20 protein-coding genes and 3 pseudogenes are annotated in these 25,720 nt (G+C 43.2%); 7 read left to right on the forward strand and 16 right to left on the reverse strand.

The window, feature by feature from the left end; genetic code table 11:
• Positions 1–5: 5 nt before the first annotated feature.
• The 7 genes and pseudogenes from EXW93_RS16660 to EXW93_RS16670 form a co-directional block, all read right to left on the reverse strand.
• Positions 6–92 (reverse strand): annotated as a pseudogene (locus tag EXW93_RS16660) (IS3 family transposase); the annotation flags it as partial.
• A gap of 12 nt (positions 93–104) precedes the next feature.
• Positions 105–578 carry an IS3 family transposase gene (locus EXW93_RS16665; RefSeq protein ID WP_174316783.1) on the reverse strand — a complete coding sequence of 158 codons (474 nt, stop codon included), beginning with the start codon at positions 576–578 and terminating at the stop codon, positions 105–107.
• A complete protein-coding gene (locus EXW93_RS13895; protein ID WP_174316615.1) occupies positions 536–952 on the reverse strand; it encodes an HTH domain-containing protein in 417 nt (138 codons plus the stop codon). The genes EXW93_RS16665 and EXW93_RS13895 overlap by 43 nt, the downstream gene beginning before the upstream one ends.
• A 314-nt stretch (positions 953–1,266) precedes the next feature.
• Positions 1,267–3,465, reverse strand: coding sequence for a hypothetical protein (locus tag EXW93_RS13900; protein WP_174316616.1), 2,199 nt, complete (start codon positions 3,463–3,465; stop codon positions 1,267–1,269).
• A gap of 320 nt (positions 3,466–3,785) precedes the next feature.
• Positions 3,786–4,397: an ATP-binding cassette domain-containing protein gene (locus EXW93_RS13905; RefSeq protein ID WP_174316617.1), complete on the reverse strand. Its 612-nt coding sequence runs from the start codon at positions 4,395–4,397 to the stop codon at positions 3,786–3,788.
• On the reverse strand, positions 4,394–6,349 hold the full coding sequence (locus tag EXW93_RS13910) for a hypothetical protein (RefSeq protein ID WP_174316618.1): 1,956 nt from the start codon (positions 6,347–6,349) through the stop codon (positions 4,394–4,396). The genes EXW93_RS13905 and EXW93_RS13910 overlap by 4 nt, the downstream gene beginning before the upstream one ends.
• A gap of 131 nt (positions 6,350–6,480) precedes the next feature.
• Positions 6,481–6,605: pseudogene (locus tag EXW93_RS16670) on the reverse strand (transposase); the annotation flags it as partial.
• A gap of 470 nt (positions 6,606–7,075) precedes the next feature.
• Between EXW93_RS16670 and EXW93_RS13920 the strand changes: the two are divergent.
• The 3 genes from EXW93_RS13920 to EXW93_RS13930 all read left to right on the forward strand — a co-directional run bounded on the left by EXW93_RS13920 (position 7,076) and on the right by EXW93_RS13930 (position 9,700).
• Positions 7,076–8,047 (forward strand): hypothetical protein, encoded by a 972-nt coding sequence (locus EXW93_RS13920; protein ID WP_174316619.1) that lies wholly within the window; start codon positions 7,076–7,078, stop codon positions 8,045–8,047.
• Between the two features lie 224 nt (positions 8,048–8,271).
• Positions 8,272–8,784 carry a hypothetical protein gene (locus tag EXW93_RS13925; RefSeq protein ID WP_217448922.1) on the forward strand — a complete coding sequence of 171 codons (513 nt, stop codon included), beginning with the start codon at positions 8,272–8,274 and terminating at the stop codon, positions 8,782–8,784.
• 94 nt (positions 8,785–8,878) lie between these two features.
• A complete protein-coding gene (locus EXW93_RS13930; RefSeq protein WP_174316621.1) occupies positions 8,879–9,700 on the forward strand; it encodes a BAR domain-containing protein in 822 nt (273 codons plus the stop codon).
• Between the two features lie 184 nt (positions 9,701–9,884).
• On the opposite strand, the gene EXW93_RS13935 is transcribed toward EXW93_RS13930, so the two are convergent.
• The 3 genes from EXW93_RS13935 to EXW93_RS13945 form a co-directional block, all read right to left on the reverse strand.
• Positions 9,885–10,397: a hypothetical protein gene (locus tag EXW93_RS13935; protein WP_174316622.1), complete on the reverse strand. Its 513-nt coding sequence runs from the start codon at positions 10,395–10,397 to the stop codon at positions 9,885–9,887.
• Positions 10,398–10,640: 243 nt separating this feature from the next.
• Positions 10,641–11,201: a hypothetical protein gene (locus tag EXW93_RS13940; RefSeq protein ID WP_174316623.1), complete on the reverse strand. Its 561-nt coding sequence runs from the start codon at positions 11,199–11,201 to the stop codon at positions 10,641–10,643.
• Between the two features lie 75 nt (positions 11,202–11,276).
• Positions 11,277–12,992: a hypothetical protein gene (locus tag EXW93_RS13945; protein WP_023469450.1), complete on the reverse strand. Its 1,716-nt coding sequence runs from the start codon at positions 12,990–12,992 to the stop codon at positions 11,277–11,279.
• 327 nt (positions 12,993–13,319) lie between these two features.
• On the opposite strand from EXW93_RS13945, the gene EXW93_RS13950 reads away from it, so the two are divergent.
• Positions 13,320–13,754: a sigma factor gene (locus tag EXW93_RS13950; protein WP_174316624.1), complete on the forward strand. Its 435-nt coding sequence runs from the start codon at positions 13,320–13,322 to the stop codon at positions 13,752–13,754.
• On the forward strand, positions 13,751–14,584 hold the full coding sequence (locus EXW93_RS13955; protein ID WP_174316625.1) for a tyrosine-type recombinase/integrase: 834 nt from the start codon (positions 13,751–13,753) through the stop codon (positions 14,582–14,584). The genes EXW93_RS13950 and EXW93_RS13955 overlap by 4 nt, the downstream gene beginning before the upstream one ends.
• Here the strand turns inward: EXW93_RS13955 and EXW93_RS13960 are convergent.
• Together EXW93_RS13960 and EXW93_RS13965 are read right to left on the reverse strand one after the other, a co-directional pair.
• Entirely contained in the window at positions 14,565–15,383 is an 819-nt protein-coding gene (locus EXW93_RS13960; RefSeq protein WP_174316626.1) for a tyrosine-type recombinase/integrase, read from the reverse strand. The genes EXW93_RS13955 and EXW93_RS13960 overlap by 20 nt on opposite strands.
• Positions 15,384–15,490: 107 nt before the next feature.
• Complete coding sequence (locus EXW93_RS13965; RefSeq protein WP_023469454.1) at positions 15,491–16,174, reverse strand: hypothetical protein; 684 nt, start codon at positions 16,172–16,174, stop codon at positions 15,491–15,493.
• A 521-nt stretch (positions 16,175–16,695) separates the two neighbouring features.
• Between EXW93_RS13965 and EXW93_RS13970 the strand changes: the two genes are divergently transcribed.
• Together EXW93_RS13970 and EXW93_RS13975 are read left to right on the forward strand one after the other, a co-directional pair.
• The gene (locus EXW93_RS13970) at positions 16,696–17,592 is read left to right on the forward strand and encodes a hypothetical protein (protein WP_174316627.1); all 897 of its coding nucleotides are present in this window, start codon (positions 16,696–16,698) and stop codon (positions 17,590–17,592) included.
• A gap of 492 nt (positions 17,593–18,084) precedes the next feature.
• Positions 18,085–18,270 carry a hypothetical protein gene (locus EXW93_RS13975; RefSeq protein WP_174316628.1) on the forward strand — a complete coding sequence of 62 codons (186 nt, stop codon included), beginning with the start codon at positions 18,085–18,087 and terminating at the stop codon, positions 18,268–18,270.
• 150 nt (positions 18,271–18,420) lie between these two features.
• On the opposite strand, the gene EXW93_RS13980 is transcribed toward EXW93_RS13975, so the two are convergent.
• From EXW93_RS13980 to EXW93_RS13990, 4 genes and pseudogenes are all read right to left on the reverse strand, one after another.
• Entirely contained in the window at positions 18,421–19,275 is an 855-nt protein-coding gene (locus tag EXW93_RS13980) for a DUF4352 domain-containing protein (protein WP_174316629.1), read from the reverse strand.
• A 35-nt stretch (positions 19,276–19,310) separates the two neighbouring features.
• Positions 19,311–22,436 (reverse strand): Ig-like domain-containing protein, encoded by a 3,126-nt coding sequence (locus EXW93_RS13985; RefSeq protein ID WP_174316630.1) that lies wholly within the window; start codon positions 22,434–22,436, stop codon positions 19,311–19,313.
• A gap of 296 nt (positions 22,437–22,732) precedes the next feature.
• Positions 22,733–22,942, reverse strand: a pseudogene (locus EXW93_RS16510) (transposase); the annotation flags it as partial.
• 234 nt (positions 22,943–23,176) lie between these two features.
• Positions 23,177–24,937 carry a hypothetical protein gene (locus EXW93_RS13990; RefSeq protein WP_174316631.1) on the reverse strand — a complete coding sequence of 587 codons (1,761 nt, stop codon included), beginning with the start codon at positions 24,935–24,937 and terminating at the stop codon, positions 23,177–23,179.
• Between the last annotated feature and the right edge of the window lie 783 nt (positions 24,938–25,720).

Here is a 25,720-nt window from a genome sequence, read left to right on the forward strand (position 1 = left end):
TTAGGCTACTTGACACCATATTTTTTCGGTGTCAAGTAGCCTAATTTTTCTTGGATTCGTTCTTCGTTATAGTAGTTTAAGTAATTAATAACGCGTTCGTAGACCTAATAGTCTCTTAGTGAATTAAATTTGACGTACTGGAACTTCTCGAATTTTAAATTAGAGTGGAACGATTCGATAACTGTATTGTTCCAACAGTTCCCTCTACGAGACATGCTACTTGTTAGGTGATTCCTCATAACGAATTCTTGAAAGGCATATGATGTATAGACACTGCCTTGATCCGAATGAAGGATGCCCCCTTCTGGGTAGTTTCGATTCTCAAGCGCTATCTTCAAAGTATCGATCACAAGAGGCGTTTGTTGATGCTCGTATAACTTGTAGACGATGATTTCGTTATTGAATAAGTCCAAGATAGTTGAAAGATATTTCGTCGTGCTGCCGTATTGGATATAAGTGATATCCGTCACCCACTTCTGATTCGGTTTACTTGCTGTGAAGTCGCGCTTGATGAAATCCGGTGCCGTTAGTTTCGTTACTTCGCCTCTCTTTCGAGAGCTTCTAGCTTTTTTAGTAATTCATTCTCCGCTGTGAGGTACTTGATTCGTACTTCAGCTCTCGCAAGTCGTCGTTCGACGGAATCATCTTTTTTCGGTCGACCTCCAAGATTAGATTTTCCACGTCTTTCATTCAAGAGTCCTTCTTCTCCATAAATGCGATATGTCTTCCGCCACCGTTTCAGCGCTTCATTCGGCGTTTGCTTACCGATCATGTCCAAGTCAAAGCCGCTTTCCTCAAAGATTTGTATCGGTCGCTTACCAGCTAAATTCTCACGTACAGCGTGAATCTTAAATTCTCCTTTGTATTGAATCGTACGATCTGATACAGAGGCTACGTGAAGATTCGCTTCAAGTTGTCTGATTTGATCTGGATTGAAGGTGCGTCTGTTCATGAATAGTTCTCCCGTCTAAATTGAATAGGTACAGTATATCGATATCTTTAAACACAAAAAACCCCGAATGGGGTCTTTTATCAAGTGTCCACCATTCAGGGTTCAGTTCAATCTTTTCAGTTCTAGTCTTTTTAAGTTTAGATTCTCTAAATCTCTAATCAATATTGTATATCCTTGAATCATCTTATTTTTAGCTTCCAAACCAATTTTCATTACTAAGAAACTTTTATTAGAGGTATAAATTTCTCAAGGAATTAGCTATTTTATAAGATTAATGCTGACTTTTCAGAACATCTATGATCATGAATCAATATTTAGGCAATTTCTTGATAGTTCTCAATCATAGCAGAAATATTCTCAATTTTAGGTCGTGCTTTCAAAACCGCATCAATATAAGGATCCATTCGATCTGATATATATTCACTTTTATTCGATGATGCGTACAGTAGTTTTAATTCTTTTTGTAGATCGATATCGAACATCTTGTCCGCTAAATAGTTCACTTCATCACGATCCATCTGTAATTCTTCGATATTCTTAACAAATCCTTTTTTCCATATTTCTAACAGTTGAACCATATCATCTTCAATGAATTGATCTAATACTTTCTTTGAAGCCTTTCCACCTAACCAACCACCTACGATTCCGCCTACGAATGTTCCAACTACAGGAACGACAGAACCAACTGACGCACCTATGATTGCTCCACCAACACTCGATCCTGCAGTACCAACGTTTTTAAACAACTGTCCTCCAGAAATTCGACCATTCAAGATATCATATACACTGCCTGCTGATATAATTGACGTCGTTATGGCCATCGTTACTAAATTTCCACGGAATACTTTTGATAAATGAGACATCGCAGAAGCACCATGCAGCCCCTTTTGAGAAGCTTGTTTTAAAAATGTATTTACGATTTGCGCAGACGTTTTACTTCCTAAAACATTTTTTACAACATAATCAGTAGCGGGTCGTAAAGATTTTTCAATAGTCGTACGACCAAGTTGCTGCGTCAATATATGTTGCATGACATGTCTACCAAATAAAATAGAACTGTCTTTCAACGCGCGGTTTAGCGCTTCATCCACGTCATCTCCTTTCCACACTGAAATAGCAAAGCTGATGGTGGCAGAAACACCAAACGTCTGTAATCCCGTTACCATTCCCTTTGCAGCGTCATAAGAAAGACCTTCGATTGTTCCAGCTTTGGCGATACGTTGAGCAGTTTTGTAACTAACCTGACCTTTTCTTACTATTTTTTCAGCTTCGTCGGGATTTGTAATGCCAAGATCTGAAAGATCACCGCGCTCAATCCTTTGTTGCATAGATTGTAAAGCTTGATCGTATTTATCGGAAGGAACTTCGATTTGCATAGGTTTACCATCAAGTACATAACGGAATTTACCGTCGTGAAAACATTCGCTAATTGCTTTTCCACCAGTAGAACAATATTTTGTCTGAATGAACTCACCATTGACGAGACGATCTGCTCCATTTTTCGCGTTATCATCTCCAAGGATCTGTGCATCTTTTCCGAGCGCACGATCAATTAAATCATTGGCTTTTTCTGCTGCAATCCCATGACCTCTTGTACCCCTCATTCGGATATTTTCAGAATATATTTGACCTGACTCATACATACTTGTACCTAAAATTCCCGTTCCAATATAGGAAGCATCTAAATGCTCAAGACTCTTAAGTTCAATCGGAGAAACGGACGAGGATACACCGCTTACTTCTAAATTGACACTATATATCGTATTTAATATATTTAGACACTTATTTCGCAGGTATTCATTGTCGTGTAGGTATGCGTTTCTTAACTCATTTTTGACTTTAAGTATAATTTCTGCCTGAATGACACGTTGTTCTGAAAAACTAAAGCGTACTCCACGATCCGTTGCATTCCAATCATGTTTTGTCGGAAGATTAATTGCAATTAATTTCCACTCAATATCAATTTTAGCTTCTTCAAAAGTTTCATCTACTTTAATCAGGCGATCAAATGCATCCATAAGGTGATCGACATATTCGATTTTTGTAGTGTCAATCATGTCTTCTTCATTGCAAATAGTAGGTAAAGTTGATTTAAACTGAATTTTAGAATTCCACTCATCAACTAAGGCAACCTTTCTATCTCGATAAGATTTAAATGTTTCATCTGTATCGTATAACCCTAGTGCATAGCGGTATCGAAGGATTATTTCATATTGATACTGAAGTTGTTTTTTTCTTACTAAACTTTTGACCGAAGCTAAATTACGTTCGTTTAAATCCATTAAATACATCAACACCTCGATATCTCGGTCTAACGTTAATGCTTCAACACTCATATTTGCATTCTTCATCTGATGTTCTCGAAATTGTATCTCTCGTTCGACATCTTCAAAAAAACTTAAGAATGCTTTGCCTTCTACAGATAATGTGTCGAAATTTTCCATATCATACGCTGACTTATCAACTGCTAATCGAGTTTCTACATCTAACATGTATACGGGTAGTTTATTCATATTTAGCACCCTTTCAGATTGTAATCTAGCATTATTTGTTTTTATAAAATAATACATTATTATCTTCATTTTTACTTTTTTTATAAAAAAATTATTTTAAAACCCATAATTACACAAACTAATTTCAGAATCATTTTTTTGTATTAATTGAATTGCGAATACTATTTATATTTTTTTTTTCGATTGACAAATTGTAATAATTATTGCACCACATAACATAAAACACTAAAAAACCTCTCACTAACAAAGGAGAGGTTGTAATCTATCCATGAGAAATGCTAAAGCCGTATCCACTGATCAACGACGAATCGTTCTTTTCGTCATCCGATCTCCACCAGCCTTTTCCCTTGTCGTTTAATCGCTTCGTCATGCGTGACGAGGATGATCGTTTTTCCTCGGTCGTTCAACTCTTGTAACAGCGCCATCACCCGCTCCACATTCGCTTGATCGAGCGAGCCCGTCGGTTCGTCCGCTAAGATGATATCGCACTGCTTCAGCATCAATCGAGCTAATGCGACCCGTTGCTGTTCCCCACCTGACAACATGAAAACTTTTTGATCGATTTTGTCACTCAGTCCAACAGAAGTCAGCACTTCTTCAATCGTTTTACCAGAACGATACCGTTTTTGCACGATCTCGAGGTTTTGTCGCACTGTTTTTTGGTCGACGAGCGCGAAGTTCTGAAATAAGAAACCAAGCTTCGTCCGAAAGTAGGCCAGTTGATTGCGCTTGTTCGTGATGTCCTTCCCGTCCACGACAATCGTTCCGGTATCGATCGGCTCTAGCGCCCCAATCATGTTAAGTAGCGTCGTTTTCCCGCATCCACTCGGACCGGAAAAGATGACGAAGTCTCCTTGAGAAATCGTTAACGATAGGTTTTCAAATAAGACCTTCCCTTGAAACGACTTGGTCAGTTGTCGGATTTCAATCATAGATTTCCCCCCTTTAAGATACGCTGGACGTTCGCTCGTTCAATCTTTCGAATCAGCCAAATCAGTAAAATTCCCTCTGCCAGTAGCAAGAATGCTCCGCCAGCTAACAATAGCCCTGGCGAAGAAAACTCAAGGATATAAGCAATAAGCGTTACAGCCAGTGTACTGACAAGCGTAATCCCCATCGTCGATAGGATTAGGCGACGATTTTTTTGCCAGATGCTGTATCCCATCACCTTCTGAACCGATAACTCGATCGCATTCACTTGATACTCGAGTCGCAGCACCGTCCAGATGACGAGTAACTCCAGACTAAGAATTAGTACGGCAAAGATCAGGTTCATGTTCATCAATCGTTTTGCTGCTTCCCAAATGCCAAGATACTTCTCCCACGCATTCGTCTGTAAGACGAGTTCATTCGTCATCTGTTTCTCCGCCACATAGTCTTGAAAGGCTTCTTGGTCCAGGTCATACATGACGTCAGCCAGTAAGACATTGGACAGTTGTTTCGGTGCTTTCGGTTGTTTTACTTCATTGACGACGATGAGTAACGGATTATTAATGAGCGTACTGCCGCTAGTAAGATTTTGATCGATCGCGACGGTCTCGAAATCTTCCTGATAACGGACGACCGGATAGGAGTCTGCGAGATACGCGACGAGTCCGAGTTCACGAAGACCGCTATCAATGGTCGACTTCGCTGGAATCGCAACCCCCTCCGGCGCAAAGAACGTTAGCTCATGCGCAAAGACGGAGGCACTATTCGTAAATTGTCCGGCAACTTCATTAAATGCTGTCCAGTTCATCAAGACGGTCGGTTGATCTGCTGTCGCGAAGCTGTTAATCGGGGTACTCAATATCACTTTAAAGTCCTCATAAAAGCGTGTGTACAGTTCCGTCTGGATTCGTTCCGAGATGTCAGGGCTCTTCTCATCCGAAAAGTGCGGCGACGTTACCTTATGACCCAGGTAAGTGTACGAATAGGTTTTCTTCGCTTCAAAAAACGGACGTTGTTTGTAGATCGTCACGGCTTCAGCGATGACCGTGATGCTGCTCGAGAGCATCACGATCGTCAAGAAGGCTGTTGCGAATTTCATGCCATATATAAAGGCAAGTAGCCTGTTCGAACGCTGACCGTTCGAGAAGGCTTCTTTGATCATCAAGCGTCGTAAGCGGAGATAGACGAGTCCGTTTAAAACGATCAACCCAACCATCAAGCCACTAAACAGCATCAAGTAGGGATCAATCGGCGTGAACGAACGGAGTGTCAAAAAGCTGACGATGAACGAAAGCAATAAAATGCCGGAGTCCATCAGAATCGAACGTGTTACCCACTGCGCTAACGATTCGCCCATTGAGAGACGAACGAGCAATTCCTTTCTGACGACAGCGAGCTCATAGAAGGTCAGTAACACGGTGATGATCGCAACGAGTGCGAATACGCTTAAGATACGGTACAGTTCTGCCGACTCGTTATAACCAGGTTGCGGATGGTTCCCCGCGTATGTATCGATCAATTCCATCTTAAACGCCTTTACGGCAGCGGCTGAACCAATCCCGTAGAAGTTCGGCGTATAGGAAACGGCAGGATGTTCGGATAATGGCTTGAACTGGAACGTGATATCACCGAGAAAGACGCTTTGATAGACCTGTTCTTCAATCGAGCGATTAGCAAGCGCGGCTTTGACACCAGCTGTCCCGTAAATCGTCTTCGTACTCGAGAGCGTCCGATCCGGCGTCTCTTCATAGGTGAAAACGTCGACCTGATGTTTCGTCGCGGACCGCTCGATCTCTGCTAGCATCTGTTGCTCCGAAATTTTTGGATTCGGATAGATCGTCGTCGACACGAACGGCTCTGCGAATCCTTCGAGCGTCAGCATCCGACTCTCTCCAATGATGAACAGACTCGTAAACACCATCACGGTTAGGATCATCAACTTCAAACGTTTCATTTGGGTCCCTCCTTTCCTGTTCTGACTTCAAAAGATTCACTGAAATAGTAGGATTGTATGTTTTTATTCTCCGTAAATCATATCAATCATATTCTTTTTTATGCTCATCACCATAACGCGTGGTTGCTATTTTAACGACCAGGCTCAAGGTGCAATCTCAAGAAGAATCGTTCGAGGTTCAATAGCCATAACTACATCGTTTAATGAGCTTAATCCTCTTGTTCGTCCCTTCCATTTTCCCATTCGATAGTGTTGATCATCGCTCCTTCACGGCTACGATTCGCTTTCGTGATTTTCTCAAGAAATCCGCTTTGGTTTGAAATTCGATAGATTTTATGTGTTAACCATACCTTATGGTGTGTTGAGCCTTGCTAAATTCAATGACATGTATAAAAAAGATTTTGCTCATATAAGCAAAAACTAGTAATATTTGAATTTTTCGTTCTATAAATAATACACCTTTGATTTCTTTATTCATATTTCAATAATTCTAAAATAATGATTGAAGAAGCCCTTATCAATTTTTTTGCAACCAACTGATTTCTAATAAAATCATTTACTATTCTTAAGAAAAACCAATGAACTGCATAAATTTATTTTTATAAAATTAACATATATTTCTATAAAAATTATTTCTTAGTACTTTAAAGCCTTACAAAAATGATACTACATCAAATGTAGCAACGAACTGTACTTTCCCATATCAAAAACAGAATGAGGTGTTATATGAATACAATTGAAACGTATGGTATTATTCAAAATTTAAAGACTAATACACCTACAAATACTTTAGAAAAATCACCGGTAAGGAGTCTGTTAGATCAATATCAAGAGGTCATTATTAGAAGTTTAATTACTTCATTTGGATTAGATCTTCTGTTTGTAAAAGATCGTCATGGTGGAGATGTCGCCACTATTCATAACGTAAGAGCTATTCAAAAGGGTGATTCTCAATTCGAAGGGTATGCCAATAAGAACAATCAGTATGATTACGAAACACAGAGTAACTATGATAAATCAACATCTGCTAAATACCACAGTCACAAAAACTACATCAATCGCAACAGAGAAGGTGCTATTGAAAAAGAACAAGGGATTTTACAGGATGCCTACACAGGAAAAAGAATTTCTCAAAATGAAAAGATTGATTTAGACCATGTCGTTTCTGCGAAAGAAATTCAAGGAGATGCCGGTCGAATTTTAGCTGAAGCAGATGGTGTTGAACTTGCCAATCAATCGATGAATCTAAAGCATACGAATCGTTCCATCAATCGTTCGAAAGGCGCGAAGACAACGGAACAATTCACTGATTCACTCGATCAAATGAGACCAGAAAGACAAGAACGAATAAAAGAACTTTCCAATCAAACTACACTCGATGATCGGGAGAAAAAGGAATTAAACAAACTTACTCAGTTGGAATCCGTTGATGCGAAAAGGATGGCAGCTGCAGAGAAAACAGCACGGGATAACTACGACAAGCAGTTGGAGAGTAAATATTACACGAGTACTAAATTTTTAAATGACACGATTCAATCCAGTTATGCACTTGGTATTAAGATGGGATTACGTCAGGCACTGGGTGTGATTTTAGGTGAGGTTGTAATGATCGTAAAAGCAGAATTACCACCTTTTATCAAAAAAATGCGCGCTTCATTTGATTTACAATTATTTTTAAAGAAACAGCACATATCGTAAAGAGCGCCTTTAAACGTATCAGTCAAAAATATAAAGAAATTATTCATGGATTTAAAGATGGTCTATTATCAGGAATTTTATCGTCGTTAGCAACTACCTTGATCAATATATTCGTTACAACTGCCAAAAATACAGTCAAGATCATTCGTGAAAGTTTCTCTACTATTGTGGAAGCTTTGAAAATATTGATACTTAACCCGCAAAACTTACCACCTGGTGAAGTCATGAAGTCTGTCGCTATCCTCATTTCTACCGGTGCTTCTGTGGTCTTAGGAACAGTTGTTGCGGAAGCTATGCGAAAGATTCCTGCACTCAACATTCCGATTGTCGGTGATGTATTAACGACCTTCGTCGGTGCTAGCGTCACAGGTTTAGTAAGTATCAGCTTGATTTACTACATTGAACATTCGAAAAATGTAAAAAAGATCATGGATTGGCTAAATCAATTAAAATCTTCAATGGATTACAAATTAGAAAACTTCAAAAAAATCAATACGGACTTACTTGAGTATGTAGCGACACTTGAAAAAATAGATTTCAATCATCTTTCGAAACAAGTTGAAATGACGCACGAAATTGCACTACAACTAACTGCCGCGCATTCAGATTTAGAAATCAATCGAACACTAACAGATATTGTCCAAAAATATAACATTCATCTTTCTTACGACGGAACAATCGATGGATTAACAGATTTTATGAACGACTCTACTAGCACGCTTCAATTTAAATTATGATTTCTTCATAAAATCAAATCATCCTGTCATATAAAATTAGGCGTATGATGCATACGTTTTAATAGTGCTTTAAATAGAAGGAGCTGTATATAACATGCCATTTTCGTTCATAACCAAAAAACTCAAATCAGAATCAAAAAGTATTAAACAAAAGGTACAGCAACTTAAAGCACCTCAGCAAATCGTTCAAAACTCTGAGGATGAATATAATAGGTGTAAAAGTAATCTGGTTCATGTCAAAAAAGAAACGGCAGAACAAATAGAAAAACTTGAAAAACTCGAGGTTAAAATTTTTAAAAGTTTTCAACGGTTTTCAAACGCATTTGAACAACTTAAAAACAGACCAGAGTTTGAACAAAAAGCGAATGAATCTTTTACTTTACCTAAACTCACTTTTTATGATTTCCAAAAGTTCAAAACATTTCAAATAGAGATTCATCAATATTTTATAGCTATATTGGTGATTCCGTTTATAGGCCAATTTTTAGCAATGGGATCTATATTTAAAGAGTTAAAAAATAACTCAAATTTAGAAAAAGCTTTGGAAATTAAACGAGAAGTGAATGAAATTAATAGATCCATTAGAAAATCAATCGATTTTTTAATACGACTAGATGTGCTTGCGACTAAAATGGAAATTCATCTAAATATGATTCACAAAATTTATCGTAAGCAAGTATACGAATTTGAAACTTTAGTAGCGCGTAATACGGATTATGCTTCATATACGCAAGAAGAAAAAATGCTAGTCGACACAAATATCAAGCTAGTTGCCATACTTTATAAGTTAATCAATCAAGAGTTGACCCAGCAAGAAGAGCAATCAAATGACGTTCCTGTTTTGTTAGATGATCAGACAAATAACTTGATTCTACAATCAGAACAAGCAGTGACAACATTACATCTCGTTCATTAATATTAAATTTTATATACTATATGTCACTAAACTGTACAATGATGTGGAGTTACGTAGTTATATCCTTTCGTCATGTATTCTGCAGCACAAGGTAGGATTTTCTAGTTTCACACCGATAAAAATAAAAGCATCTGTATCCATCATTAAAATGGACACAGATGCTTTGCTTTGACGTAAAAACGATTCAACTCAGCTGTAACAAGGCTTCGATGTCTTGATTCATCCCTTTGTACAACTCATGAATCGAAGTGACGATTTCATCGTTGCTTGAAAAGGAGTCTTCAATGATTTGATTCGTATTATAGGAGTTCGCTTGAAGATGATCCTCGAATGCAATCAGATACGATCGCTGCTTTTCATTAAAATACTCCGGTTGATATCTGACGTGATGTCCTATGCTTTTCACTAAACCGTTCATGTCATTCAATAATTGTAGTACATCCGCTTTACGTACATCTTTCTCATTTAATGCAGAAGAAGCGAGGACGTTCTCCACCTGCGCCTTTATTTTTTCATTGTATTCTTCATCTTCCGACAGAGTCGGAACGTGTGAAGACAACTTTTGAAGGTTGTTGTGATAACGACTCGTTGTTTGATCCGAATCCACTTCAACTTTTTTGTTGATGCTGAGAGTGCTATACGGATACATGTAACGAATAGCTATGGCAGCAACAAACAGTACGATGATTGCAATCACCGTATACCTCATCATATTCTTTTTCAAAATTTGCACCATCCTTGTTGATATAACTGATAGATTATTCAAAAATATACCATTCTTTCACCACTTTATAAAGCTAACCATATTAATTATTTAAGAAACTATTCCTTCAAGAAATAAGCCTGTTTTCACCTCGTTCACTACAAAAAAAGCTACCAGACACCATCGATAGATGGCATCCAGTAGACTGATAACGTGTTCTATATTGCGTACTCTCCTTCATCGATCCGTCGCTGAAACACCAAATGCGCGGACATAGCCTTTAGTATCGTAGTCAAACCACAGCAAGGCTTTTTTACTTACATTGTAATAGTACGTACCCTTTTGTTCGAATCGGAGATATTCTTCTTTTTTAATTTGAAAGCTCATCTTTGCTGGGACTTCATCCTTTTGTAGCGTTTCGTGTTGACTCGGTTTCCCGAGCGCCTGTTTGACCTCACTCAGCTTGATTTTACGGTCGTTGAGCTGCGGTAACGTCATCAAGACTCCGACATGCTCCGGGTACTTCGTACTAAACCGAAAATCGGAATACAGATACGTTCCTTTCAACTTCCCGAAGACACAACAATCGGTCTGATCGACCCCATAGCTGGCGTCCTTTCCTTTAATCGTGAAACGATCATACAGCTTCGCCTTTGCCTCAAGCAAGGTTCCTTTTTCTGCTGCTGCGAATTGTTTCTTCAAGTACGCGGCATTCGACATCGTTTTCGCATCAACCGTCATTGGAACAAGTAATACAAGCACTAGTAGTAGTGCCATACATCCTTTCATCCATTTCATTCGATGTTCCTCCTTTGTCGTGGATTACCGTTACCCTAACACAACTCCTTCATTTTTCCAAATCCATCCATCTGTTTAATTCACATGAATCAACCGTGCCGTTCCTTTCGCGTCAAAGGCGAACTGGCACGTCACTTGTCCGATCCGATATTCGTAGACGCTGCGGATCGCGTACGTCGCGCGCATCGTTTTGCCTTCGACGACGCGTTGCAAGTAGGACGTCGCATACGTTTCCTTGAACGTTGGTTTCCCGAACACGGCGCTGACTTCTGCTTTCGTCAGCGTCCGTTTCTCAAGAGATGGTGCGAGCGTGACGAGATCAATCCGATCGATTTGACTGCCGAAGCGCGGATAACGGGCTACAAAATGACGACCTTTCCACTTTCCGTTGAGAACCTTTTCTCCTGTTTGAACGAGGCTACCGGACGTACCTGTCCACGAGACATAACTAGCTCCGACGCGTGGTGATCCTTCAAACCCTTGCTTCTCTTGCATCGCCTGCTTTTGACGTTTCAACCAACTGCTGTCGGAGACAGTCGAGAGCTTCGGTAACGGGATGACTTTTCCTTTGAGTGTCGCAGTGTAGCCTCCGTAGGATGCTCGTAACGTGTAGGCTCCCGCTTTTTTCCCGTATAGTTTTCCGGACGAGACGCTCGCGATCGTCGGTTGATCCGAGACCCACTTCACTTTTGCCGCGACTTGTTTTTTCTTGCCGTCTGCTTGCGTGACATTGAGAAGAAGCGGCTCAGGTGATCCGACCTTCACTTCCTTGAAGGAAGACGGGATCGAAAGCGCGACCGGTCGCTCGACGAGCAGGCGACCATCGTACATGTTCGTCCGCTCACCACCATCGGCATTCGCGATAAGGTAGCGGGCTCCTTTCGACATGCCGAGCACCGACGAGTAACTGACGGAATCATCCCGATCCAGCGATGTCTCGATCCGGTGACCGTTTTTCTCAAACAAGGCGAAGTAACCGTCCCGTCCCGTATACAAGGCACCGATGAACTTCCCACTTTCGTCGACCGCGATATCTTTATACGTTCCGGTCATCCCCGTGATGAACTGCGAGGAGGTACTTTCCTTGAATTGATGTGCTCCATCATAGACATATAGACGGCGGTCATTCGCCTTCGCGAGTACGAGTGTGCCCTCGCGTCCCATCTCATAGGCGGCGTAGCCGGATGGATGCGTGAGACGTTTCGCGAGCGTTCCGTCTTTCTCGTAGACGTCAACGCTTGTCTCACGGATGATCGCTAAATAAGCAGTCGACGTCCGAATCGCTTTTGCTCCTGTCGTCTCCTGGACAAAACGAACGGTTGCTGAATCTAAATCGTAGACGGCTGTCTGCTCGACCCCCTCTTGTTTCGCGCTCACAGCAAGGAGATGTGAGTCTGGGAAGAAGCGAGCACGAGTGAACGACTGGAGCGTTCCTGCAGGTGTCTTGATCTGGTCGATGACGTGTAGCACGTTTCCTGTCGCGTCACGTACCTCAAGCACTTGATCCTTCACAAAGACAAATCGTTGTTGATCGTCCGAAACTGTAAAGTCTTGTACCGGTGCTCCTTCTTCAGTCGATAGCACCTGCAAATCACGCGCTTGCTCGAAATCAAAGAGTCGCGGTGCTTCATAAGTTCCCCAGCGCCAGACACGCGACTCATTCGGTACAACTTGAAAAGCAGATGAAGGAGTGAGTGACGTGACGAACGGAATTTTGACTTCTGCCGACGAATGGATCGACGTTGCAGAATACAATACGGTCGCAGCAAGACCGACGATCAATTTTTTCATATGTAGTTTCTCCTTTTTAGTGGCGTCTTATTCATAAGTATAATGAAATTCTCAACATTTGCCTTCTTTTTCCAAAAATAAATCTTTTTTCGAACACGTCCGAGGATAAGTAGAGTTATCCGATACAGCCGTCTGATTTCATGCGGTTTTTCTCGATTAATGAAGAGGATTTTTTCTGTATTTAAGAGTGAACGTATCGTAAAAGATGAGAAAACCGTTGGCACGATTCAAAAAAGTGACGTTGAAAGCCGAGGATAACTCTACTTATACTGAAACTACCGCGGAATACATAGCAGATATGCATATCTCGTCAAAGGACTCCCTCCGATGAATGAACTTCTTCGCAACTGGCTCCCCCTCATCAACTCCCTGCTCTCTCGCCTGTCGATCCACCCAAATGAACAAGATGAATGCCGGCAAGCCGCTTTGCTCCGACTCTGGAAATCGATCGAGGATGGCAAGACGTTGACCGTCACTTTCGTTCGGATTCGCGCGAAAGGCGCGATGCTCGATTACCTGGCGACCCGTAACCGGACGCTTGCGACCGAAGTCGTCTCCGACGCGTTACCGGAACGCCCGCATACCCCGCACCTGTCGTTCACCTACCTGATGAATGAACTCAAGCGAGACTTATCAGCGACGGAGTTCACGTTCCTTGAATCCTTGATGAGCGGGACGGAAGAGACGCTCGGATATTCGCACGCTCGGCTCCGGTCCTTGAAATCCGAACTCCGTAAGAAAGTCGAGTATTTGCTCGGATGATGGTGTTCTATGAAGAACGATTATTAACGTTGATCGAACAAGGACCCTACAGTCCATTGACGAAAAAAGCTTACCGCAGCGACGTCCGTCATCTGTGTCGCAACGTGACCCGAATCGATGTTCCTTCGATGCAACGGTACGGCACCTTACTGCGAACGTCGTATGCTTCGACGACTGTCGCCCGTCGTCTCCACGCCCTGTCGACACTGTTCGACCAACTCGTCACTGAACGCGCCTTAGCACACAATCCCCTCGCGCAAACGAAACGTCATCCTCCGATTGCCCGTCGACGCCCCCGCTTTTCGTACGATGAGGTCCGGTCCGTCCTCGAACGGATTACGGACGAGACCATCTACGCGTTCTGCTTTTTACTGCTCCATACGGGACTTCGTTTCGCCGAGGCATATGCTTTACGCCTGACGGATATCGAGTGGGACACCAAGCAACTATTCGTTCGTCACGGAAAAGGAGGACGCATGCGTCACCTGCCGTTACATGACGAATTGCATCGCGTCTTATTGCGTTATCTTGAAACGACGTCCATCCCTTCGCAGGAATTGTTTTCAACGGAGACGGGTCGTCGCTTCCCGGCTGAACGGATTCGGTCGACGTTACGCGAAGCGAGTCTGACACAGCTCGGTCGGATTCTCCGTCCGCACGATCTTCGGGTGACCTTTGCGACCACGCTCTACCACGAACATGAGACGGACGTATTGACGATCATGCGTCTACTCGGTCACCGGGACGTCCGGACGACCCAACACTATATCTTGCCTTCAAGCGACATCGATCGCGCCTCGGTCAACCGACTCAAGCCGACAACGTATTGAGGATCTCCCGGATTCGGTTCGTACGACTCCGGATATAGCCGACGGTCGTCGTCGGATGCGCATGACCGAGTAAGCGCTGGATTTCAACGATCGTACAGCCTCCTTCATGATGCAGATAGGTCGCATATGCGATCCGGAGCGCATGCGGGCGGAGAGGTGCACCGCTCAAGCGCAAGGCTGCATCACGGAGAACGAGACGCGCCGTCTGTTCATGCAGATGGCGTCCGGTCACGGACTGAAACAGAATGCCCTCTTTGCGCTCACCGAGGAAATGTAGGAGACGATGCGACAGCATCATCCCGATCGGAATCGTCCGCAGACGACGTCCCTTGCCGTAGCGGACGAATAGCGTATGCGTCTTGAAATCGATATCCGTAACGGATAACAGGCGTGCTTCAGTGAAGCGGAGACCGGTCTGGCAAATCACCTCGAAAAACAAACGGTACATCGGGTCTTCGATGCTGCGGACGATTGACAGCCCCTCCTGTAAGTCATGGTAAGTCTCGTCGGGAAAACGTTGATGCGTGATCGGTGACACGTCATGCAGTGGATTCTCTTGCAACCTCCCGGCTCGGACGAGTACATTCCCGAGTGAACGCAAGGCATGGAACCGCCGCAGGATCGTCGACGGCTGATAGCTCAGACGCATCTGATCGAAGTAGTGCTGGAGCGATGCGATCGACCACGAGACACCGGCACGTTCCATCTGCCGGACGTCACTACGGTAGGCTTTGATCGTCGGTTTTGCGAACGTCGGATGTGAGATGAGATATTCGTGCAAGTACTCGTCGTGTTGCATGGGAATTCCTCCTTCAGCCAAGTAGTTTCATCTGCTCAATTGCATCAGTTTCTGACCTGCTTAGACAACAGGAGTCCATCTAGCAAAAGATGGACTCCTGTATGTATTCATAGTGACGTATGATCTGCGACTTTGAAGGTTTTTTTCTTATAGTCGTAACTCATGAGGACCATCTTCCGTCCACCCGTCGAAGTCGGGAAAACATACGTCTTATAAGATGACTTCTCTGCACCGATCGCAGCGAGTTCCGCTTTCGATTGAATCGACGACCAATCCGTCGCCTCGATTCCTGTCCACTCCCCAAGCCCTGTTCCAGAAAGAATCGCATCGAGTTGCTTCGCTGTCATTCCTTTTTTAACCTTTGCGCCCTTTACCAGCTTACGTGTGCTTTCACGTGCGGCAGACTTCGTATTTTCACGATAAATATCAAAGGATTTTCCGATCAATCGATAGACCGAACTGTTCTTTTTCGTCATGAAGATGAGTGACGTATCGCTATCTCCGTTCTTGCCATTCGTGAAGTAGTAGAACTTCGTTTTTTGACCGTACGAGATTTCCGTCGACTCCGCTTGTTTCTTCAAAACCGTACTGCCACTCTTCTTCACCAGTTGTTTTTTGTAATCTTTACCGTATAAGACTTTTGCTGCTTCCGTCATCGTCATACCAGTCTTTAAGTTCGTGTACTGCGTCGTATACTTCGTTTCCTCTTTCGTAGCAGCCGATGCACTTCCAGCACATACTGTCGCGCCTGCGATCATTGCTGCAAGTACCGTTGTTGTCATGCGTTTCATTCGATCATCCTCTTTCTTCTGTTCATTTCATGAATGCATCATTCATACCTCATCTCATTATAATGGATTTAATGGTTTTTTCTATCTATTTTTCCTTTTTAGTTTTTATTTTTACATTTTTATTCAATTTTTATCGTTTTTTCATGACCTTTATTTCGAAATAACATTTGATTCACACGCTGCGTGACCGCATGCAGGGTGTACTCGATCACTAAAAGGAGTGATCGACACAAGAAAAAAGCATCACTACACGACAAACATTCCTGATGCAAAAAGCGGAAATCTTCCGTCTGTCGGTCCGTCCGAAACGTTCGGAGACGTACCCCACCTATACCATCCATCATCAAAGTTCCAGCTAAAAATAAGTTTTCCTTCCTTCTGTATCTGTTCCGTTACAAAGCGATTTTCTTCGAACTCGCTGTATGTTGACGTTTTTTAAAATCTCATTTCTGTATCCTTTAAATCCGAATGTATATCCAGTAATTTCCTTGCTATACTACAGAAAAAGGAGGCATTCTACGATGAAAAAAACCATGACATGGACAGCACTCGTGACGCTTGGTCTCAGTAGCGCAGTCTATTTGTCGCCTGTCGAAGCGGCGACGGACGAGTTCACGGTGGAGACGAAAAACATCCACACGCGGACGGAAGTCTTAAAGGGAAAGGCACCTGCCGGATCCATCGTCGTCTTACAAGCAGATGACACAGAGAAAGAAGAGCTTCAAGAAGTCGCGCATGCAAAAGCTGATGCAAAGGGGAACTATTCGATCGAGTTACCCGAAGAAGGATTGATCGGTGAGGATTTCTACGACTACCACCAATCTGATTCCGACGAGGAGGACTATGACGACGAGTACGACTATGACGACGAGTATGAGGATGATTCTTCCGACGTCACACCGAACTACTTCCTCGAAGTCGTGAGCGTCGATGAGTACACGGGCGACGACGGTGGAATGGATGATGGGTGGGACGAGTATTACGTAACGCGTGCCGCTTCTCATGGCGATGACGACGGAGGAGACGACGGCGATGAAGGGGATGAACCGGGAGAGGATAATGGTGATACGACGGAAGAGCCACAAGATCCAATCTCGTACGACCTCGATCCGATCGACCTCACGGTGCGGACGTTCATTCCAAAAACAGCAACCGTCGATACGAAAACACTGACACGCACGACCCGGACCGTAACCGGTTCTGTGTCGAACAAGGATGTCCGCGTCGAAGCCTATGTCTACCATAAGTCGAGCAAATCATGGAAACTACTCGGTAAGGCGAAGCCACGCAGTAACGGTTCGTATAAGATGTCGATCAACAAGAAATTGTACAAGAAAGATGCGAGCGTCGACTTCTACGTCGTCGGGAATCGTGATGCGGACGGCTACAGTAAAGCGCTCCGAAAAAAATACAAGTAAATCGGAGTAGTATAAAGGAAGTGCGACATCGTTACGTCGTACTTCCTTTTGACTATCTATTTCTAAAGAATTATCTTGAAAAGGAGTTAATCCAAAAACACATTTCCATAAAAAGTTAATCACAGCCTATAATCAAAGACTTTTTCCTTTAAACTAAAGAAGGTTACATTATTTGGTTTTAAACCAAATTTAATCCCTCAATTTTCTAATTTAAAGGAGCTACTATTCATGAATCGTCTAACACGTTATCTACCTTCTTTGGCTGTGATTATCTTTAGTATCCTTGTCTTTTTATTACCCTTCCGTTGATTCATCTTCCCTATGTCAGATACTATGAAAAAACTGTCTCGGCATACGTCGGGATAGTTTTTTCATAGGTTCAGTCATTCCACTTACTTTCATGATTCACCGTTAAAACGCTAAATCGTCTAGTATGTTATACTAAATATTGTAAACATATCGAATCTGACACATTCTCTAAGGAGTGAACGTATGTCGAATCGAAAAAAAGACTATCTGATTTCTTCATTGATTGTCCTCTTCGCATCCATCGTCATCTTCACACTGGATTTACCGAGAGGAACTAGTTTCGCTGCCATTCTGATTGTCGTTATTCTATCCGTTTTCTTGTATGAGTTTCGATTACTCACTCAAGATAAAGCGAAGCAAAAAAGATAACGTTTTTATATAGTAGACGACCTGAACTCCTCACAAGATGGGATTCAGGTCTTTTTTATCTCTGTATGATCCTAACGAATACTGTACTAGAAAAAAACGACAGTCTCCGGTCATCAACCGAGTACTGTCGCATCATTACTATAAACACGCTTATTTAACTGGGATCTCGAACGTATACGGTGTGAAATCAATATCATAGTTATCGTTCGAAGCATCAATTAACAGTTTCATGCTTGTCGTTCCGGCTTCGACCGCCGGATAGATCATGACCCCTTCCGTTTCAATCCCCGGTAGAATATCCGACTGGACTTCTGAGAGACCAGATTCTTCACTATCAAGGTATTCTGTCTCAAGTTGTTTATTCCCTACGACTAGCTTGGAGCCTGAATCGAAGAACGTCGCATTGACGTTCGTCTTATTCGTGATTTTTACGAAAACACGTGTCTGATTGTCTGCCAACTCAACCTTTTGCAGTTCAACCTTCAGACCATGTTGATCGACGACTTTATTCAGCTCAATCGTCTTTTTCGTCGGTGCCATCGCATCGATGTAGCTGATTTCCTTGACGCTCTCTGCCCGAATGCCGGCAGCAGAGATTTCTCCACCGAATGCATTCTCCCCTGAGAACTCGTCTACTACGATTCCTTTGACTTCTACATACTGCTCACTTTTGATTTTCAAAGATGTATCTGCTGCGACCATCGTGTTCTTTTCAGCATTTTCCGGATCCCCGTACATCTGGAAGTAGACACCGTCTTCATCCTTTTCTGGTTCTGAGAACACTTTCCCACTAACCGTCACTTCATATCCTTTGTATTTCTTCGGATCCGTATACATCTTCTCGTAATCTTTTTCCGCCAACGGTCCTTTTGATTTGATTTCCGACTTCGTACCGCTCTTTCCTTTACCTGACTCGGTATCCGAGTCGCTACATGCGACAAGCAATACTAACAGCCCGATTAAGACGGCTAGTACGATCAAGACGATCTTAAAGAATTTTTTCATGGTTCTTCTCCCTCTTTCTTAGAACATCATTCCGATTAGGATTTGACGATTTTCGTGATGACTGTCGCGGAACGATTCTTCGTAGCATCTTCTGCATAGATGCTGATTGTCTCTCCGGCTTTCCAGGCGCTGATGCGTAGGACGTAGTTCCCTTTCGCATCTGCCTGTGTCCGGTAGGCTTTCTTCTTATACGTGACGACGACGTTCGCTTTCGGTTCCGTCTTCCCGGTGATGCGGGTCGATTTCGAAGTGATGCGTGAAACCGTCGGCGTTTTTGGTGCGATATCGTCTTTGATTTTCAACGAAACGATTGATCGTTGTCCGAAAGGATCACGCGAATGAATCGTGATCGTCTTCCCGATTCGTAGTGCACGATACGCTTTCATCGAAAACTGCTGATCTTGATACAAGTCGACAGCAGCTAAGTTCATATCATTGTCGTCATAGGCTTCGACTGCATGATACGGCTGTGCGATTCCTTTGATGAGACGTGTCTTTGCGGACGCGGTCAGCTTCGTCACCTTTTGATTCTGATACGTCGAACGGATCGTCTTTTTCAACGTCGCTCGCGCGGTCCCGTCCGAATTACGTAACGTCAGTTCGACTTGGAACGGCGCTTTCATCTTCGTCGGTAAGGTGAAGACGGAGCGCGGACGCGTACCGGCTAGCTTGAGTTCTTTTCCGTTGATTTTGAACGTATAACGGCTCGGACGAAGATGTGTATCCTGCGTGACGAACCAGATCTTGTTCTTCTTCTCACTCCAGTGGATATCTTGGACCGGGTAATCGACTGGTCGTTTTTCCGTCGTTTTCGCTGTGCCTATCTCGTTTCGGATCGTGACACGAACGCTATCCTGCTGCGTGAGCGCTCGTTTTAAGCGCATCGTCACAAGACCTTTTGTATCGGCTATTGCTTCATACTTTTGCTCACCGATGACAGCTTGGACTTTCGTACGTGGAGCTGTTTTCGCTTGCAACATCGTCTCACCAAAACGCATCTCGTAGACGGTCAGTGGTGGATAAGTTGTACTTAAAACGGATGTACTCACCCAATCAGACGTCATGTTCGAACGGTTCGTTCCCCGAACTTCGATTCGGGTGATGCCGTCTTGTTTGAACGTCCTGCTCGTTTGGCTGTCCCACGTATGGCGATAGAATCCGAATCGTGAGAGGTCCAGCTTCACCGTCTTGACGAGTGTTTCTCCTTTGTAATAACGCACGTCCGCTGATTTCAGGAGATCGTCGGATTTAAACAAGACCTCGCGCTTCGAGTCACTGATTTTCGGAATCCGAATCGCTGGTACGGTTTTATCTGTCAATTGACGGTCATACTTCAGGACATCCTTCGTTCCTGGACGCGTGATGGAGATTCGCATCCATCCTGAGTAATCGATGGATCGTGTCTTGGACGTATCGATAGAGGCAGTTTTCAAAAGGAATTTCCCGTCTTTTGAAACTGTCCCTTCAAATATAGTATATCCACCCGAGTTATACGCATCATACGCAATCGGCATATCTAGACGGATCCGCGTGCCAGGTTCACCTTTCCCCGTCAACGTCTGTTCATACGGACCGAAGGAGTCGAGATTCATCTCAGTCAACGGATGAAGGACACCCTCGAACGTCGCTTTTCGGACATCCTGCTCGTCCGTCACGAGCGTCAGCGTATAACGATCGCCCTCCTGAATTCCTGTAATTTGTACAGGCTGCCCCTCAGTGTCTCGCTTCGGGAAGAGGAACGTTTGAGCATCAAAACTGCCGTCCGCATGTTCGATGATGATCTTACCGGTGACGTCCGGTAACCCTTTCAGTGGATTCGTCAGCTCCAGTGTGTTTCCGTTGAACGACATCGCTGGTTTGGCGAGCGGTCGTCTGTCTTTGACCGTCCAAGACCGTACTTCGTAAAAAGTGCCATCCAACGAGCGGACGGACAAGCGGATTTCACCCTTATATTGTTTCGGGAACTCCATGTGAAACTGTCCGTTCTCGTCTGAAGTCAGCGGAAATCTTAATCCGTCATACTCGACCCGAAAGTCTCGCTTCGGAATGGTCTTCCCGGACAAAATAGGATGTTCGGACGAAATCGGCTGATCGAGCGTCAACGGGAACGATTCCTGTCTTGCCGGTAACTCGACGAATGTCGATCGGGACCGTTCATCATGTTTGAACGTCACTTCATGAACCGGCTCCTGCATCTCCGTGACGTCACACTGAAAATAACCTGTCGCGTCACTCGTTGCGCAAATCGTATCATCGAGCAACACTTGACTGTTTGGATAGGTCAGTCCTGCGACCTGTTTTTGTGGCGCTTCGACGAGTAGATAGTACGCTGCGGTCAGACTTGGCTGATACGCCGGGAGGATGGCTGTCGTTTGAAGAGAGACAGATCCTGCACTCACTACTTCAAGTGTACGTCCTGTCTTCACTGTCTCGAGCGTTGGCGTGTACGGAAACGTCACATTTCCCTTCGGATCTGCGACGACCGTCCAGGCGGCTCCCGTCTCTTCGTCCTTGAAAGTCAGAACGGCATACGGCCACGCTTTCCCGACGAATCGTTTCGTTTCGAACGCATAGGGTTCGATGACGATCGTGGCTGGCACTTTTGTCGAGAGCAGTGTCGTCTCGCTTTTCGCCCCTTGATCCGTCTTCGCATAGACCCGCATCTCTGACGTAACGCCTTTCGGAACGAGAAGCTGCTGTCTCCCCGTATAGATGTCCCCTTCGTAAGACGCATAGATCGTCGCGTCGGGTGACGTCGTTAAATAGAAACTATTCTCCGTCTGTCCGACGTAAGTAACGGATGGTAACGGTTCTACGGTCGGCGTCGGATTCGTCGGTTCATAGGAAATCTGGTTCTCTTTATACCCCTCTAGATCCAGTATGTATAGGTGAACGGATTTCATGCCGACTGGCTGTGGAAGCTTAATCGAGAAGCTACCAGACGCATCCGCTTGACTCGTATATAAGACGTCGTCTACATGAACATGAACGGTCGTCTTCGCTTCTGCCTTTCCTTTTAGTATTTGATCTTCTACCTTATACGGCAGAAGCATCGGGTGTTCGGTTGCCAGGACCATGCTCGGAAGCAAGAAACACAAGAGCATTCCCAAAACATAGCCTACGATCGTCTGCTTCAATTCCTTCTCTCCTTTTGATTCCATTGAAATTAATAACTCCAATTGATTTTATTACCATATTTAATCTTTTTCAATATTTTATTTAAAATATATAAATAAATTGAAAATTTGATAATTTTATGTACTCTATCATGTTTGTCACAGATAAATTTCTTTCTTGATTCAGAGAGGTGATGAATATGATTTAGTTTCTAATATAATAAAAACCATTCATTAAGATACAGCGACTAGCTGTTCTTGAATGAATGGCTTTGAAATTTGCACACAAAATCATCGTATTTTTCTGTTTAATGATTTTATTTTTCTCAAATGACGGTTTGTCAAATTAAGTAGAACACTTCTTCTGTGAAGACCTCGTATACAGTTTTCCAGTTGAGATATTTTCGGGGTCTCCCATTGATCCAGGCGAGCGCTTGAGCGAGTTCAGAACGACTGACCTTTCCGAAATCTGTCCCCTTCGGGAAAAATTCACGGAGAAGACTGTTGGCGTTCTCGTTACTCCCACACTGCCAAGAAGAATACGGATTAGCAATACTAGGTTATGTATATGCCAAAGAACTTGCATCGGCTTTATAGTAAGGAATTACTCCACGGTACCAACTTTCAAAGCACGATTTCCGGAATACCCTTTTCATGATGAAAATCTATTTTTAGTTTTTGATTACATCTTAATTAAAATAATTTCCTCGCATCGTATAATTAGGAAAAGCCACCTTACATTCAAGATGGCTGCAGATTGTACTTGATTCAAGAATCGAAAAGACTCATGATGAAGTCTTTTCGTTCCCTTTTTTAGAGGATTGCTTACTCACTGTGATGAACCGTGCAGTATATTTTTTGTCAAAATAGACTTCTACGGAGAGATCGTTCAAGCGATAGCGATCGGCACGTTTGATGGTGTATTTTGCTAATGTCTTATCGGACTTTGAAAACTGATGCGAAATGGAAGGAGCGTACGTTTTTGAGGTCACTGGTTTACCGAAGACGGACTGAATCTCCTTTTTTGAAATCGAACGCTGTTCAAGCGCTGGGAGCATCGTCAGCAACTCAATCTGATTCGGCTGATGTTCTAAGGGGCGTGGATATCGTGAAGCAAGGACACTTTTTTTCCATTTTCCGTTCATATTCACCTTTTCTTTCGAAAGAAACATTTTCCCCTTCGTTCCTTTAAGCTTCGAATAGGACGAGGACAGGACCGGTAATGCTTCAAACGATTGGTGGTCGAGCAGTGATTGGCGGTGACGCTCTAACCACGGTATATCTTTTAGCGACGACAGCTTTGGCGGTACGATCTTACCCGTGACAGTCGCCGTGAACCCCTCATAGGTCGCGGATAAGGTATAGTCTCCTTCTGCTTCACCATATAGTTTCCCCGATCGAATGAAGGCTGCTTCCGGATGATCCGTCTCCCAGTTAACACCCGCTTTGACGAGAGCGGTCTTTCCGTCAGCTCGCGTGACTTCAAGTGCTAATGTTTCTGAAGCCCCTCGATCTATGCGTTGACGGGCTTTTGGTATTTGAATCGCGATCGGTCGTTTCGATAATGCTTTTCCACTGTAAATGTTCGTCTGGTTAGATCCTTCGACGATGATGGAATGTGCTTCGTTACTGAGCTCGACACCTGATTGATAGGAAAAATCTTGATTGTGGTCGAGAGAGGTATGAATACGCCGTCCCGTCTCTCGTTCAAACAACGAGAAGGGACGATCACTTCCGGACGAGGTGACCGCGATGAAGGTTCCTGACTCGTCAATCGCGATGTCACTGTAGGAAACATCACTTCCCATCACAAACTGCTCATTCGTCTGTGTCTTTTCAAGACCATGATTTAAATCGTAGACGTCAGGCTGTGGTACTCCTTGTTCTCCGATGACGAGAAGTCCCTCGTCATTCATGTCAAATGCCTCGATGCCATCTTCTTCTCTCGCATGGATGACGCCTGTATACGTCAAGTCAGCGGTGTAGAGATACACAGCTGACGAATAGACGACAGCAACATGATCGCGTGCGGTTAACAATTGACCGTATGGACTGGTTCCACGGCTGCTAAGGAGTTGCTCCGCCTCTAAATCATACGAAAGAAGTTTACAGTGCCCACCATTCTTCGCCAGTAACACGACCGTGTGCGTATTCGGAATGAACTGGACGTCAGTGAACTTGGTAATCTTGTCTTCCTTGTCGACAATCTCTGACACTTCTTGAACCTTTGTTCCAAAAGCATTGTAGACATGAAGCACTCCCTGTTTTATCACGACACGTCGTGTTTGATCGTCCGAGACATCGAACCCTTCAATTGATGATTCTCTACCAGAGAGAGATTGAATACGTTCTCCATTTTGAAGGTCAATCAGACTAAGTTGTTGATAGGAAGACCACTCCCAAACGTGTTCTTGTCCTTTGACGATTTGAAACTGTCCCGATAACCCGAATGACCCTGTCAATGGTAGAGTGACTTCTGCTGCGACAGGTAATGCCCCTACAAAAGATATGATTCCCCCAAGTAAAGCCGTCATTATTTTTCTCATGCATATCATCCTTTTTTTATCTAACTTTCATTCATAGTTTAACGTATTCAAGGATAATAAAATTCCATTTTTTAAAACAAAAGAAAATATTTACAATATATTAAAGTGATTTATCGATGAATTTCCTTCCTTTTATTTGTTAAATGAAATGTATTAAAAATGTTCTTATTAAGCGAATGAAGACAAGTAAGTAATCATTTTCGACTCAATTTTTCTAATCATTCTACTTTGACATGTCATATAATAATGGAAATTATATTGTGTAAGAATCACTACTATTCTGCATTACACACCTAATATTCTTTTTCAATTTATCAATGAACTCTACGAAAAGTTCGACTATTCTAACGTCAAATAAGCAATCAGAAATCTCCGGCGAATTGATTGTTGAGTAAAGAATCGTTATAGCCATTCTTGATCGGCTCTTACATCGCGCAGAAATAAGTAAAGTGAATGAAGAAGGCTATTCGGTGCACTATCGGTCTACTATTTTTACAGAACATACAGAATGATTAAAAAGTATCGTACTTTATTTATTGTAAAATGACTTTTCTTCCTGACAGTCACAGTCTCCTTTCTCCATCAGCTCACGTTCTAGGAATAAAAATTCGTACAGCCATTTTTTAGTCATCCGTTCATCCAAACTCTCTATGCCTCGTTCTTTGGCTCGTTGAACCGTATCACTTGAGGTACTTTTAGAATGATCGGTACTCGAACTGATTGTGCGTTAGAGAATTCTATCGAAATGAAGTTCTATTATCTTTCAGCAATCAATCAAAATAA

It is taken from the genome of Exiguobacterium sp. JMULE1 (genome assembly GCF_013337175.1).
Classification (GTDB): domain Bacteria; phylum Bacillota; class Bacilli; order Exiguobacteriales; family Exiguobacteriaceae; genus Exiguobacterium_A; species Exiguobacterium_A indicum.